The sequence below is a fragment of the Streptomyces sp. NPDC001668 genome (assembly GCF_042893155.1).
Taxonomy (GTDB): Bacteria; Actinomycetota; Actinomycetes; order Streptomycetales; family Streptomycetaceae; genus Streptomyces.
In genome coordinates, this window is the sequence record NZ_JBIAUQ010000001.1 from 544899 (window position 1) to 559771 (window position 14873).

Genomic DNA, 14873 nt, shown 5'->3' on the forward strand with positions numbered 1-14873 from the left:
CGCAACGGCTCTTCTGTTGTCTACCTATTTGTCATGCACGCGAACACCCTGGTTCAACGCACGGATCCCCCCGAAGCGTGAGCTTCCAGGGGTGTCCAAGAGGTCAGCGACGCAAGGGAGTTCGCCCATGTACGGAGCAGCATCACCCAACCGACGCCGCTTTCTGACCGCCGGCGCCGCCGTGCTCGGCGCCGCCGCCTCCGCCCAGCTGTGGCTGCCGGGCACCGCGCGAGCCGCGGAGCCCCCGCTGCCCGACGGGGTGTTCAGCCTCGGCGTGGCCTCCGGCGACCCGCTGCCGGACGGCATCGTGCTGTGGACGCGGCTCGCGCCGGACCCCCTCAACGGCGGAGGCATGCCCGACAGAGTGGTGCCGGTCGAGTGGGAGCTCGCCGAGGACGAGCGCTTCAGAAAGGTCGTCAGGCGGGGCACCGCCCAGGCCCTGCCCGCATACGGGCACAGCGTTCACGTGGATGTACGGGGCCTGCGCGCGGGCCGCACCTACTGGTACCGCTTCCGCGCCGACGGCCAGCTCTCGCGCACCGGCCGCACCCGCACCGCCCCCGCCCGCCACACCTTGCTGGGCAGCCTGCGCGTCGCGCTCGCCTCCTGCCAGAACTGGCAGAACGGCTACTTCACGCCGTACGCCGACATGCTGGACCAGGATCCCGACGTCGTGCTGTTCGTCGGCGACTACATCTACGAGTCGGCGCCCTCCTCCGCCGGTCCGCGCCGGCACGAGGGCACGGGGGAGCCGTACAGCCTCGTCCAGTACCGCAACCGGTACGCCCAGTACCGCACCGACCCGGACCTCGCCGAGATCCACGCGAACGCGCCCTGGGTGGTCACCTTCGACGACCACGAGGTCGACAACGACTGGGCCGGCGAGATCCCGCAGGACCCCGCCAAGCAGCCGCACGACGCGTTCGTGGCCCGGCTCACCGCGGCCTTCCAGGCGTACTACGAGCACATGCCGGTGCGGGCCACCGCCGTCCCGAACGGCCCGCACATCCAGATGTACCGGCGGCTGGAGTTCGGCCGGCTGGTCCGGCTGAACGTGCTCGACACCCGGCAGTTCCGCAGCGACCAGGTCACCAGCCAGGCCGCCGCCCAGGACCCCTCGCTCACCATGCTCGGCGCCGAGCAGAAGCAGTGGCTCCTGGACTCGCTGCACGGCTCACCGGCCCGCTGGAACCTCATCGCCTCGCAGATCATGATGGCCGAGACCGACATCCTGCCCGGCGAGGGCAAGCTCTGGTACTACGACGCCTGGGACGGCTACCAGGTCGAGCGCAACGCCCTCCTGGAGGAGTTCCGGAGGGTCCGCAACCCGGTCGTGCTCTCCGGCGACCGCCACCTCACGATGATCAGCGACCTCAAGGAGGACTACGCCGACCCGTCCTCCCGGGTCGTCGGCGCCGAGTTCGTCGGCACCTCCATCTCCAGCAACGGCGACCAGGACCAGGCCGCCTTCCACGCCCAGTGGGACCCGCTGAAGGCCGACAACCCGCACTGGAAGTTCATCGACGCCCACCGCGGCTACCACCTCTTCGACATCGACCGGCACGGCATCGACGCGCAGGTCAGGGTCGTCGACACGGTGGTCGCACCGCAGGCGACGCCCAGCACGCTGGCGCAGCTGCGGGTGGACGCGGGCAAGCCCGGGGTCCGTCTGGTGTGAGCGCGGCGCGGCCCGGGAGGAGCGTGGTCCTCGTCACCGTCCCACGCTCCTCACCGGGACCGCGGTATTCGGGGAACGCGAATCGTTCGCTTGCTCTCGCCGAGACCGAGATGCTGCGGAATCTTGACCAGGAATTCCGTGGTAATGGACTGCCCGAGGAGTTGTATTCCGGGCTCCTCCGCAAGGGGGCGCGGTCCTGATCTCTCCCGAGGCGGCGGCCCGGGCGCCGTACGGGGCGCTCGCCGCTGCGACAGGGCGGGCGGCCGCCGTCACCGGCAGTGCAAGATGAATGACAGGTAGCGCGTACATATGCAGCGAACGGCGGTCGCCTTGCACAGCGGTAACCGCAAGTGGGACCATTTCCCCGTTCCCTGTCGCCCCGAGGTAGGTCTTCTGTGTCCCAGCACATCGCCAAGCCCCGTACCACCGCAGTGATCCTGGCCGGTGGTACCGGTCAGCGTGTGGGTCTCTCGATCCCCAAGCAGCTGCTGAAGATCGCCGGCAAGGCAGTCATCGAGCACACCCTGACCACCTTCGAGAAGGCCGACTCCATCGACGACATCATCGTCCTGATGGCGCCGGGCTACGTGCCGGACATAGAGAAGATCGTCGCCAAGGCCGGATTCACGAAGGTCAAGAAGATCATCGAGGGTGGCTCCACCCGGAACGAGACCACCGAGCGCGCCATCGCGGCCCTCGGTGAGGGCCTGGCCGAGGGCGAGGACCTGAACGTCCTGTTCCACGACGCCGTGCGCCCGCTGCTCTCGCGGCGCGTCATCGACGACTGCGTGGTCGCCCTGGAGCGCTACCAGGCGGTCGACGTGGCCATCCCGTCCGCGGACACCATCATCGTCACGCGCAAGCACGGCGAGGACGGCGAGTTCATCACCGAGATCCCGGACCGCTCCCGGCTGCGCCGCGGCCAGACCCCGCAGGCCTTCAAGCTGTCCACCATCAAGCGCGCCTACGAGGTCGCCGCCGGTGACCCCAACTTCCAGGCCACGGACGACTGCTCGGTCGTGCTCAAGTACCTGCCGGACGTGCCGATCCACGTCGTCGCGGGTGACGAGTACAACATGAAGGTCACCCAGCCCGTCGACGTCTTCATCGCCGACAAGCTCTTCCAGCTGGCCTCCACCGCCGCTCCCGAGCAGGTGAGCGACGAGGCCTACCGCGAGCTGCTCACCGGCAAGACCATCGTCGTCTTCGGCGGCTCCTACGGCATCGGCAAGGACATCGGCGAACTCGCCGAGTCCTACGGCGCCAAGGTGTACGCGCTGGGCCGCTCCACCACCGGCACCCACGTCGAGAACCCGGAGGAGGTCGACGACGCGCTGTCCAAGGCGTACGCCGAGACCGGGCGCATCGACTACGTCGTCAACACCGCGGGCGTACTGCGCATCGGCAAGCTGGCGGAGACCGACAACGCCACCATCGAGGAGGCGCTGAAGGTCAACTACCTGGCCCCGGTGCAGATCGCGCGGTCGAGCTACAAGTACCTGGCGGAGACCAAGGGCCAGCTGCTGCTGTACACCTCCAGCAGCTACACCCGCGGCCGCGCCGAGTACAGCCTGTACTCCTCCACCAAGGCGGCGATGGTCAACCTCACGCAGGCCCTGTCCGACGAATGGGCGGGTGACGGCGTCCGGGTGAACTGCATCAACCCCGAGCGCACCGCCACGCCCATGCGCACCAAGGCCTTCGGCCAGGAGCCCGCGGGCAGCCTGCTGTCCTCCGAGGCGGTGGCCCGCACCTCCCTCGACGTGCTGCTCTCCGAGCTGACCGGCCATGTCATCGACGTCCGCCAGCAGGACCCGACGGCCTCCGCGGGCACGGCGTCCGGTTTCGAGGCCGCGCTCGCCAGTGTCCTGGACCGTCAGGACGGCGTGGCATAATCAACGCAAATAGACTCCCGTAATTCAGGCCTCTGTGGCTGCCCGTTCATGGTGCATTCGCAGGGGCCTGAATCCGTAAACAACCGGCATCCCTCCCAGAGCAGGTTTTCAGTGATAAGCACCGCTATTCGCGTCGCCCGGGTGGGCAGCGCGGCCGAACTGGCCGCGGCGGTCCTCATGCTGGCGGGCTTCCCCGCCATAATGGTGGCCGCGCTCGTCCCGAGCGTCCCCGCCTTCGCGGCCGCGACCGCCGTCACGTACCTTGCGGACCACTATCTGCACCGCCAGGGCAGTTATCTGATCAACCGCCTCAGCAAGGTGCGCGCCGGACTGTCGATCCGCTTCCTGATCAGACAGCTCCTGCTGATCCTGCTGCTGGCCCGGCTCGACCTCTCCGACAACCTGATCTTCTACGGGGCCACCGCCTGCTTCATCGCGTTCTACGGCCTCCAGGCCCCGCACGGCGCGCTGGTCACCCTGATCCGCAACCGCCGCCGGCTCCCGGTCGCCACCCGCAACGTCGACCTGGCCTCCCGCGTCCGCATCCCGGACGCCCCGCCGATGGGCCTGCTGAACCGGTCGGCCGAGAAGATGCTCCACCTCGACCTCGCGGCCGTGGTCGGCATACTCGTCGCCGCCGCCATGGACTGGGCGCTGCCCGGATTCATCGGCATCGGCGTGACGATAGCGCTGGGTTCGCTGTACGTCCTCGCGCTGATGCCGTACGTCCGCGGCAAGAAGATCCCGCCGAGCGCCGACAAGGTCCTCGCGAAGGTCGACGACTGGCTGCGCGAGTACAAGCCGGAGACCGTGCTGTACTTCTCCGGCTCCAAGGACTCCGCCTACCAGGTCAACATGTGGCTGGAGACCATGGAGCAGCTGGACTCCCGGCCGCTGATCATCCTGCGTGAGCGGGTCATCCTGCAGAACCTCGCGCCCACCACGGTCCCCGTCATCTGCGTGCCCGGAGGGGTGCACCTGATGAACATGGACCTGTCCACGGTGCGGGTCGCGCTGTACGCGGCGAACGTCGGCAAGAACATCCACCTGCTGCGCGTGCCCACCATGAAGCACGTCTTCATCGGCCACGGCGACAGCGACAAGCTGGCGAGCGTCAACCCGTTCAGCAAGGCGTACGACGAGGTGTGGGTGGCCGGCCGGGCCGGCCGCGACCGCTACGCCATCGCCGACGTCGGCGTCCGCGACGAGGACATCGTCGAGGTCGGCCGCCCGCAGCTGGCGCCGATCCTGCCGGGCCAGGGCACGCCGGAGGGCCTCCGCGGCGGAGCCGCTGATGGACGCTGCCCGACCGTTCTGTACGCACCCACCTGGGAGGGCTGGGACGGCAACCCCGGCAACACCTCGCTGATGCTGGCCGGCGAGAACATCGTGAAGAAGCTGCTGAAGGCCGACCCGCCGGTCCGTGTCCTCTACAAGCCGCACCCCTTCACCGGCACGGTCCTGCCCCAGGCGGGCGCCGCGCACCAGAAGGTCACCGCGCTGATCGAGAAGGCCGCGGCCGAGCGCGTCACGGACCCCCGCTTCCAGGCCGACGCGGCCGCCCAGACCGCCGCCAAGGCCGAGCTGGCCCGCATCGAGGCGCGCCTCGCCGTCCTGGCCGGCAACGGCGGCGACAAGGGCGACGAGGCCGAGGCCACCCGTGACGGTGTGGTCGACGTGGCCAGGTACGAGGAGATCGCCCGGCTGCGCGGCGAGTGGAACGACGCGTACTGGCGCTCCTTCCCGGCCTGGCAGCACAAGGTGATCACGGGCGCCGAACCGCGCCTGTACGACTGCTTCAACGTCTCCGACGCGATGGTCTCCGACATCTCCAGCGTGGTCTCCGACTTCATCGCGAGCGGCAAGCCGTACGCGGTCACGGACTCCGCCGAGCTGGGCGTGGAGGAGTTCAAGCGGCAGAACACCGCGGTGCGGGCCGCCACGATCCTGTCCAACAAGGCCACCGAGCTGGAGGAGCTGCTCGACGCGGTCCGCGACCCGGCGGGCGACCCGCTGGCCGAGGACCGGGTGGAGCTCAAGCAGTACCTGCTCGGACCGGACGAGCCCACGTCCATCGCGCAGTTCAACACCGCGGTGGCGAACCTCGCGATCAAGGCCGAGGCGCGCAACGTCGGCCAGGAGTCACGGGCGGCGGCCGCGGAGACGGAGGCGGAGGCCACGACCAAGGCCTGACCTCCCCTTCGTAAAGAAAGGGCCCGGTTTTCGGGGGTGATTCCCGAAAACCGGGCCCTTCCGCGTATCTCAGGGTGCTGGAAGAAACCCACCGTGACTGGGGGAGACATGACCCTTGCGCAGCCTGATGTGACCGTGGTCATCGGGGCGTACGAGGCGATGCCGTATCTCGTGGACTGTCTGGCCTCCGTCGAGGCGCAGACGATCGGCCACGCGCGTATGGAGGTCATCGCGGTCGACGACGGCTCGGCGGACGGCACCGGGGAGTACCTGGAGGAGTTCGCCGCGCGCACGTCCCTCGACGTCATGGTGATCCGGCAGGACAACTCCGGCGGCCCCAGCGGCCCGCGCAACGTCGGTCTGGGCAAGGCCACCGGGCGCTACGTCTTCTTCCTGGACGCCGACGACCGGCTCGGCCCCGAGGCCCTCGAGCGGATGGTCGCGATGGCCGACCGCAACGGCACGGACGTCGTCCTCGGCCGGGTCGAGGGCGTCAACCGCAAGCCGCCGACGTCGATGTGGGGCCAGACCCTGGAGCGCACCGACGTCTTCTCCTCCAACATCAAGTTCACGCTGAGCGCGCAGAAGCTGTTCCGCCGCGCCTTCCTCGAACGGCACAGCATGCGCTTCGACGAGTCCCTGTGGACCGGCGAGGACGCGCTGTTCACCATGGAGGCCTATCTGCGGGCCGACGGCGTCTCCGTGATCGCCGACCACACCTGCTACTACCTGGTGGGCCGCGAGGACGGCAAGCACGTCACCAGGACCGGCAGCCACACCCTGCGCTTCGACTCCGCGCGCGCCCTGATGCACCTGATAGCCGACATGGTCCCGGCGGGCGCGAGACGCGACGCGCTGATGGTCCGCCCCTTCCTCGTCACCCTGCTCCCGCAGTTCGGCCCGAAGTTCCTGAAGGACGGCGAGGCGGTCCGCAGGGAGAAGCTGGAGCTGGCCAAGCCGCTGGTGGACGCGTACTGGACGGGTGAGGTGGCCCACCGCCTCCGCGTCCACGAGCGCCTGCGGCTCCAGCTGGTGGCGCTGGGCCGCCCGGATCTCCTGGTGGAGGTCCTGGAGTTCATGCAGGCCAAGAAGACCCCGGAGGCGGTGCTGGAGAAGGGCGGCCGCCGGGTGTTCTTCGCCTACCCGTTCTTCCGTGACCCGTCGGCGGGCCTGCCCGACTCCCTCTACCTGGCCGAGCCGCGCGAGGCCCGTCAGGTCCCGGGCTACCGCGAGGTGGGGGTCGACCAGTTGCTGCGCCGGGCGGTCCGCAAGGCGCGCAGGGTGCTCACCCCAGCAGCGTGAGCGTCCCGGAGGCGCACCCGGTCTCCTCGTCCCGCCGCTGCCCCGGCAGCCTCCGCCCCCGCGCCGCCGCGCACAGCGCCTGAACGGCCCTGTCGAACCGTTCCTGCGAGGACGGCTCGGCGGGTCCCAGCAGCCGCCGCTTCAACTCGGCCCGCGCGTCCACGAGTTCGTCCCGCTCCGGATGGCGTACGGCGTCCAGCAGCGCGGCAACGCCCGCCGCGTCCGGGGTCAGCACGGTCGCCGCCCCCGCCGTGGGGAAGGCCGCCCGGAACGCGGTCTCGCTCAGGCCGCTCGTGTTCGCGACCGCGTACGGCTTCCCGCTCGCCAGGAAGTCGCTGACCACGCTGGACACATCGCTGATCAGCAGGTCGGCACGGTTGAAGCAGGCGTACAGCGCGGGCCGGGCGTCGGTGACGACCTGGTGCTCCCACTCCGGCAGCGAGGCCCAGTACGCCCGCTCCCAGGCCGCCGTCGCCCGGGTCACCGCCTGCGCGCGGCCCGGCTCCGGCGTGGACTGCAACAGCATCCGCTCCAACGAGTCCGCGGCGGACCGGAAGGACGCGACGGTGAGCCGGTCCAATTCCCTGGTCCTGCGGGAGAGTTCACCGTCGTCGAAGGGGCGCTCGCCGGCCCGCTCCCGGTTCGCCGCCCGTACCAGCTCACGGATCCTGCGGTCCGCCGCGCCCGCCCGCGGATCCACCGACCCGGTCAGCGGATGCGGTTTGTACAGCAGCCGCACCCCGGGATCCGCGAGCAGCGCCCGCACGATGTTCTCGCCCGCCTCGATCACCGAGGTGTTGCCCGGGTTGCCGTCCCAGCCCTCCCAGGTCGGGGCGTAGAGCACGGTGGTGTACGTCCCGGTCGGCGGGCCCGCGTACGGCCGTACGGCGTCCAGCTGCGGGCGGCCGATCTCCACCACGTCCTTGTCCTCGACGCCGACCTGGGCCGCCGCGTACCGTTCGCGGGCCGCGGGACCGGCCACCCACACCTCGTCGTAGGCCTTCGCGTACGGGTTGCAGGAGGACAGCTTGTCGCTCTCGCCGTGGTTGACGAAGGTGTGCTTGATGGTGGGGATGCGCAGGACCTGGGAGGTCTTGCCGGAGTTCGACGGGTGGATGAGGACCTGGAGCGTGGACTGCTCCAGGCGCAGCAGCGTGGACACCTTCGGCAGGCAGACGATCGGGACGTCGGTCGCGGCGATCTTCTGCATCATGAACCGCTCGCGCAGGACGATGACCGGCCTCCCGCCGAGCTTCGCGAGCGGCTCCAGCCACATGTTGGCCTGGTAGGCGGAGGAGGCCCCGCCGGAGAAGTACAGGCCGACGGTGGGCCGGTACTCGGCGAGCCATGTGTCGAACCAGTCCAGCACCTCCTGCTCGCCGGCCGGCCGCCGGCTCGGCAGCAGGCGTAGGAGAAGGTCCGCGAGGCCCACGAGGGCGAGCCCGAGGGACATCGCGATGCCGAAGGCCGCGCACCGGGGCTCACCCGTGGCCGCCGTGACCAGCAGGCCCGCCGTGGCGGGCAGGCCGTGGACCAGCAGCCGGGGCCCGGGGCGGCGCAGCAGGGCGGGCGGGGCCGGGGTCAGGCGGAGCACGGAGGCGTCGATGTTGCGGGTGAGCACCGGCAGGGTGCGGGTGCGGCGCACCAGGACGGAGGCCGCCTGGATCGCGCAGTGCAGGGCGTAGAAGGCGAGCAGACCGGCCACCAGCACGGTGTACGCGGTCTCCTCGTCCTCCGGGGCCAGCCGCAGCAGACCGAAGACCAGCAGCAGGTCGCGCAGGACGTGCCGCACGGTGATGTCCGCGTGCGACTTGGCGAACAGGGACACCATGCCGCGCTGCCACCGGTGCAGGACGCCCTCGACGGCCAGCGAGGCGGCCGTCGCGGCGAGCAGCAGCGGGACGTGCGGACGCAGGGCGGCGACTGCCTGGGCGACGACGGCGGCTGCCAGGACGGCGGCGACGAGCACTCTCGTCGTGGTCTGCCGGCCCGGCAGCCGCAGCGCGGACCGGAGGAGGGGGAGGGGTTTTCGCACGGGGGTCACTCCAGGGTCGTCGCGAGACGGACGCCCTGGTTAACGCGGGCCGACCTCCGGACGACACGCGCGTGTCCTCCGCCCTCCTGGGCGGTCAGGTGCTATGCGGGGCGAGGCCGTCAGGCGAGCGGGGCCAGGAGGTCCTCGGCGCGTTCCGCCGTCGACCGGTCGGCCAGGTCGTTGACGGCCGCGTTGAACCGCTCCATGGAGGTCGGGCGGTCCGGGCCGAGGACGTACTCCTTGAGAACGCGGCGCTGCGGGGCCATCGGGTCGTGGAGGGGTTCGCGCACCGAGCGCAGGATCTCCGGCAGCCGTGTGCAGGCCCGGTCGAGGAGGTACGCGCCGCCCGCGGTGGTGTACGCGGCCCGGAACTCCTCGTCGGGCAGGTCCTGGGCGTTGGTCAGGACGTACGGCTTGAGGCTGGCCACGAAGTCGGCGACCACCGAGGAGACGTCACTGATCAGGAGGTCCGCCTGGTTGAAGCACTCGTACAGGGTGGGGAGCTGTTCGAGGATCACATGGTGGCGTGCGCCGCTGCGGCTCGCCCAGAAGACGCGGTGCCACTCGTCCCGCAGCTCCTGCCACTCGGCGGCGCCGTCCGCGTCGGGGACCCGCGCTTCCCTCAACTGCTGGGCGTCGTCGCCCTCGTGACGCCCGGACAGGTCGTCGAGGCGTGCCTTGATCTCCTGGAGGCGGGATCTCGCCGCGTCCGCGACCTTCACATCGCCGGCCCGCAGCAGCTCCCTGATCGTCCGGTCCGCCGCGGCCGCCTCGGGGGAGCGCTTGCCGGTGAGGGGGTGCGGCTTGTAGATGATCCGGACGTTCTCCGCGAGGAGCTTCTCGATCAGGGGTACGCCCATCGGGATCAGCGAGGTGTGGCAGTCGTCGTCGCTCCAGCCCTCCCAGGTGGGGGCGTACAGGACGACGGGGACCGGGCCCGGGACGTGGCCGCTGTGCAGGGCGACCGGGGCCAGCTGGGGACGCCCCACCTCGACGATGGCCCCGTCGCTGATGGCGTGCCGCACCCGCTGGTAACGGTCCCGGCCCGCCCGACCGGCCACCCAGATCTCGTCGTACACCTTGCTGACGCGGTTGCTGCTGGCGAGCTTGTCGCTGTCGCCGTGGCCGATGAAGACGTGCTTGGCCTCGGCGATCCGCAGCATGTGGACGTTCTTGCCGGCGTTGCCGGGGTAGAGCACGACCTGGACGCCGGACAGGTCCAGCTCGGCCAGGTCGTCGGCCTTGGGCACGCAGACCACGGGGATCCGGGTGCGCCCGAGGAAGCGGAACGAGGCCCGCTCGCGCAGGACGATCACCGGGCGCCGGTCCAGCTGCTCCAGCGTCTCGATCCACATGTTGACCTGGTACATGAAGTCCCGGGACACCGCGGCGAAGCTGAAGTACAGGGCCACCTCGGGCCGGTAGCCGGCGAGCCGGCGGTTGACCTCGCCGATCACCGCGTCCCGGCCGGGCATCCGGCGGACCGCGCGGAACTGTCCCAGCAGGGCCGTCAGGGCGGCCAGGGTGGCGCCGATCGTCAGCGCGTAGCCGACGTAGGCCGAATACCAGGTTCCGGTCGCCAGCGCGACGATCAGTCCCGCGTGGGCCGGCAGATCGAGGTGGAGCAGCTTGCGCAGGAAACGCCGGTAGAGATACGCGGGGGGAGGTGCGGGAACGTCCAGCCCGCTCATATCGAGATTGCGCACGATCACCGGCAGCACGCGGCGCCTGCGGATCGCGTGATGCAGCGCCGAATACATCGTCACCAGCAGGAAATGGGCGCTGAGGACGGCGAGCCCGGTCACCAGCACCGCTCCCGGCGCGTTTGTCCGGTCGGCCAGGGCGAGCAGCATCACGGTGCGCACGGCGAACCGCAGCGTACGGCTGAGCTGCAGTGTCGCCAGGCGGCGGACGAATCCAGGGGCTCTCGCGTGCAGGGCCTCGTCCGCCAGATACGTCACGGCCCACGCCGCCGTGAAGCCCCACAGTGACGGCAGCAGTGCCAGGACGGGCAGTGCCGCGAAACCGGCGGCGAAAAGGATCACCAGGAGAAGTTCGGCTTTCCCGCGAACGCGCAGGACGGCGCAGAGGCGACGGATGTTCATGGCCGGTTCGACACCGTTCGATGGCCGATGGTTGTACATCCGGAAGTCGGAAAGAATTCACTTCCGATTAATGGGAGGGTGTAATTCCGCTTTTCTGGGAACGGGAACCGGACCCGGGGAGAAACGCGTCCGGAACCGGGTCCGGGGACCGGACGGATGCGCGCCGCCGCGCCCCCTTCGCGTACATTGCGGGCGAGGTACCCGAACTGGCGCGAGGGGACAGGACACAAGGTGGCAGGGGCAAGGCAGGCGGTGGGCGAGGCCCGCAGGATCGTCGTCAAGGTGGGTTCCTCGTCGCTGACCACCGCGGCCGGCGGCCTCGACGCCGACCGGGTCGACGCACTCGTCGACGTCCTCGCCAAGAGCCGCAGCGGCGGGGAACGCGAGATCGTCCTCGTCTCCTCCGGAGCCATCGCCGCCGGACTCGCCCCGCTGGGCCTGCGCCGCCGCCCCCGCGACCTCGCCCGCCAGCAGGCCGCCGCCAGCGTCGGCCAGGGCCTGCTCGTCGCCCGCTACACCGCCTCCTTCGCCCGCTACGGCGTCCGCGTCGGCCAGGTGCTCCTGACCAGCGACGACATGAGCCGCCGCGCCCACCACCGCAATGCCTCGCGCACCCTCGACAAGCTCCTCGCGATGGGCGCCCTCCCGATCGTCAACGAGAACGACACCGTCGCCACCGACGAGATCCGCTTCGGCGACAACGACCGGCTCGCCGCCCTGGTGGCCCACCTGGTCCACGCCGACCTGCTCGTCCTGCTCTCCGACATCGACGGCGTCTACGACGGCGACCCCAGCAAACCGGGCACCTCGCGGATAGCTCAGGTGCGGGGGCCCGCCGACCTGGCGGGTGTCGAGATCGGCAGCGCGGGCAAGGCCGGCGTCGGCACGGGCGGCATGGTCACCAAGGTCGAGGCCGCCCGGATCGCGGCAGCCGCGGGCATCCCCGTGGTGCTGACCAGCACGATCCACGCGGCCGAGGCACTGTCCGGCGGAGACACCGGCACCTACTTCCACCCCGCGGGCAAGCGCTCCGCCGACCGGCTGCTGTGGCTCCAGCACGCGTCCACCCCGCAGGGCGCGCTGACCCTGGACGACGGCGCGGTGAGGGCGGTCGTGGACCGCCGCAAGTCGCTGCTGCCTGCCGGGATCGCCTCCGTCGAGGGCGAGTTCGTCGCGGGCGACCCCGTCGAGCTGCGGGACGGCACCGGGCACGCGGTGGCCCGCGGGCTCGTCAACTTCGACGCCAAGGAGATCCCGCAGCTGATCGGCCGCTCCACGCGGGAGCTGGCACGCGATCTGGGACCGGCCTACGAGCGGGAGGTCGTCCACCGGGACGACCTGGTGATCCTGCACCCCTGAGGCCGCACGCGTCTCCCGAGGCCCGGCGTGCCCGAAAACGGGGTGAACGCCCCGCCAAGAGCGTCGCCCTGAGGTGGACGTTCCGCAAAACCGCCCCACAAGCCCTTGCGGCCTGCTCAACTTTGTCCCAGGGACACATTCCGCCCGGCCCCGTGGGGTCGACCTGTGATGAAGGAGGCCGTCGTGAGACGAGTGCGCCCTGGGGCAGCGACGTCCCACGAGGGTGCGGCGGCTTCCCGGGACGGATCCGGGCCGCGCCGGGGGAAGACCGCGCGAGCCACGGGCGAGGCGGGCGGTCCCGCCGCGCGGGCGGCCGGGGAGGAGCGGACCCTGACGAGCGTCGCGACCGGCGAGGAACGGGCCCTGACGAGCGTCGCCGCCGGTGACCGCTACGAGGCCGAGGACCCCCGGGAGCTGCCGCGGCTGTGGCATGTCACCCTCAGCGTCTCCGGCGACGAGGCCCCGCTGAAGGAGGTCCGGCGCGCCCTCGAACAGCTCGCCCACGACCACCCCTTCCTGCTGACCAGCCGCTACGCCAACGACCACGCGGAGATCCGGTACTGGGAGGAGGCCCGCGACCTGCACGACGCGGCCGCCGTCGCCCTGCGCCTGTGGGGCGAGCACCGCCAGACCGCGGGACTGCCGCCGTGGGAGATCGTCGGCCTGGAGGTCATCGACCGCCAGACCTACCACCAGCGCATCGCCGAGGGGTACGGCCCGCCGCCGGCCACACCGGTGGGGGCGCACCCGTTCTGAGCGTGGGCTCTGTGCGGTCCGGGCGTTCCGCGGGACCCGTCTCGGGCTGTGGAACGCGCGGTGGACGGCATCGCGTGGCGCACTACCCTTCCCTTATGACCTCGCTCTCGCCGTACGACTCCATGACCCCGGTCGTCCAGGCCGCCTACCGGGCCAAGGCCGCCGCCGCCGACCTCGCCCCGCTGCCCAGGGCCGAGAAGGACGACGCGCTGCTCGCCATCGCGGACGCCCTGGAGGTCCGTACGAGCGAGATCGTCGAGGCCAACGCCAAGGACATCGCCAAGGCCCGCGAGGCCGGCACCAGCGAGGCGATCATCGACCGGCTCACCCTCACCCCGGAGCGGGTGCGCGCGATCGCCTCCGACGTCCGGGACGTCGTCGCCCTGCCCGACCCGGTCGGCGAGGTCGTCCGCGGCTCGACCCTCCCCAACGGCATCGACCTGCGCCAGGTCCGCGTCCCGCTCGGCGTCGTCGGCATCATCTACGAGGCCCGCCCGAACGTCACGGTCGACGCCGCCGCCCTGTGCCTGAAGTCCGGCAACGCCGTCCTGCTGCGCGGCTCGGCCTCCGCGTACGAGTCGAACACCGCCCTCGTCCGGGTCCTGCGCGACGCCGTCGGCGGGGCCGGACTGCCCGCCGACGCCATCCAGCTCGTGCCCGGCCAGTCCCGCGAGAGCGTGCAGGAGCTGATGCGCGCCCGCGGCCTGGTCGACGTGCTCATCCCGCGCGGCGGCGCCTCGCTGATCCAGACGGTCGTGACCGAGTCGATCGTCCCTGTCATCGAGACCGGCACCGGCAACTGCCACGTCTACGTCGACGCCCAGGCCGACCTCGACATGGCGATCGACATCCTGATCAACTCCAAGGCCCAGCGGGTCAGCGTCTGCAACGCAGCCGAGACCCTCCTGGTCCACCAGGACATCGCCCCCGAGTTCCTGCCGCGGGCCCTGGACGCCCTCGCCGAGGCCGGCGTGACCGTCCACGCCGACCAGCGGGTGCTGGCGTACGCGAAGGACACCAAGGCGACCGTCGTCGAGGCCACCCTGGAGGACTGGGACACCGAGTACCTCTCCTACGACATCGCCGCCGCCGTCGTCGACTCGCTCGACAAGGCCGTCGAGCACATCCGGCTGTGGACCTCCGGCCACACCGAGGCCATCGTCACCACCTCCCAGCAGGCCGCCCGCCGCTTCACCCAGTTGGTCGACTCCACCACCGTCGCCGTCAACGCCTCCACCCGCTTCACCGACGGCGGCCAGTTCGGCTTCGGCGCGGAGATCGGCATCTCCACCCAGAAGCTGCACGCGCGCGGCCCGATGGGCCTGCCGGAGCTGACGAGCACGAAGTACATCGTCACCGGGGACGGGCACATCCGCCGCTGAGGCGGATCTGCTGAGGCGAATCCGCTGAGCCGGGTCGCCAAGGGGCGCACGGCCAGGGCATATGCGTCCGGCATGCGCCCCGGGCCCGCCCCCGTGGTGCCCGGGCGGCGTCTCACCAGGCGGATGAATTTCCATACCGTCTGCCCAAATTGACCCCCCAGGTCTACT

The 14873-nt window shown here is 70.9% G+C and carries 9 protein-coding genes; 7 read left to right on the forward strand and 2 right to left on the reverse strand.

The window, feature by feature from the left end:
• Window positions 1-127: 127 nt before the first annotated feature.
• From ACFYZ8_RS02455 to ACFYZ8_RS02470, 4 genes are all read left to right on the forward strand, one after another.
• Window positions 128-1678, forward strand: a complete 1551-nt coding sequence (locus tag ACFYZ8_RS02455) for an alkaline phosphatase D family protein (protein WP_359031727.1) — start codon at window positions 128-130, stop codon at window positions 1676-1678.
• 395 nt (window positions 1679-2073) lie between these two features.
• The gene (locus ACFYZ8_RS02460; protein ID WP_388536736.1) at window positions 2074-3573 is read left to right on the forward strand and encodes a D-ribitol-5-phosphate cytidylyltransferase; all 1500 of its coding nucleotides are present in this window, start codon (window positions 2074-2076) and stop codon (window positions 3571-3573) included.
• Window positions 3574-3684: 111 nt separating this feature from the next.
• Window positions 3685-5766 carry a hypothetical protein gene (locus tag ACFYZ8_RS02465; protein ID WP_388536738.1) on the forward strand — a complete coding sequence of 694 codons (2082 nt, stop codon included), beginning with the start codon at window positions 3685-3687 and terminating at the stop codon, window positions 5764-5766.
• Window positions 5767-5874: 108 nt separating this feature from the next.
• Complete coding sequence (locus tag ACFYZ8_RS02470; protein ID WP_388536740.1) at window positions 5875-7068, forward strand: glycosyltransferase family 2 protein; 1194 nt, start codon at window positions 5875-5877, stop codon at window positions 7066-7068.
• On the opposite strand, the gene ACFYZ8_RS02475 is transcribed toward ACFYZ8_RS02470, so the two are convergent.
• Window positions 7052-9103 carry a hypothetical protein gene (locus tag ACFYZ8_RS02475; protein WP_388536742.1) on the reverse strand — a complete coding sequence of 684 codons (2052 nt, stop codon included), beginning with the start codon at window positions 9101-9103 and terminating at the stop codon, window positions 7052-7054. The genes ACFYZ8_RS02470 and ACFYZ8_RS02475 overlap by 17 nt on opposite strands.
• A gap of 119 nt (window positions 9104-9222) precedes the next feature.
• Complete coding sequence (locus ACFYZ8_RS02480; RefSeq protein ID WP_388536744.1) at window positions 9223-11208, reverse strand: hypothetical protein; 1986 nt, start codon at window positions 11206-11208, stop codon at window positions 9223-9225.
• A 252-nt stretch (window positions 11209-11460) separates the two neighbouring features.
• Between ACFYZ8_RS02480 and proB the strand changes: the two genes are divergently transcribed.
• The 3 genes from proB to ACFYZ8_RS02495 all read left to right on the forward strand — a co-directional run bounded on the left by proB (window position 11461) and on the right by ACFYZ8_RS02495 (window position 14705).
• Complete coding sequence (proB, locus tag ACFYZ8_RS02485) at window positions 11461-12567, forward strand: glutamate 5-kinase (RefSeq protein ID WP_359031860.1); 1107 nt, start codon at window positions 11461-11463, stop codon at window positions 12565-12567.
• Window positions 12568-12750: 183 nt separating this feature from the next.
• Window positions 12751-13323 carry a hypothetical protein gene (locus ACFYZ8_RS02490; protein WP_388536745.1) on the forward strand — a complete coding sequence of 191 codons (573 nt, stop codon included), beginning with the start codon at window positions 12751-12753 and terminating at the stop codon, window positions 13321-13323.
• Between the two features lie 95 nt (window positions 13324-13418).
• Window positions 13419-14705: a glutamate-5-semialdehyde dehydrogenase gene (locus ACFYZ8_RS02495; RefSeq protein WP_388536747.1), complete on the forward strand. Its 1287-nt coding sequence runs from the start codon at window positions 13419-13421 to the stop codon at window positions 14703-14705.
• Window positions 14706-14873 lie beyond the last annotated feature (168 nt).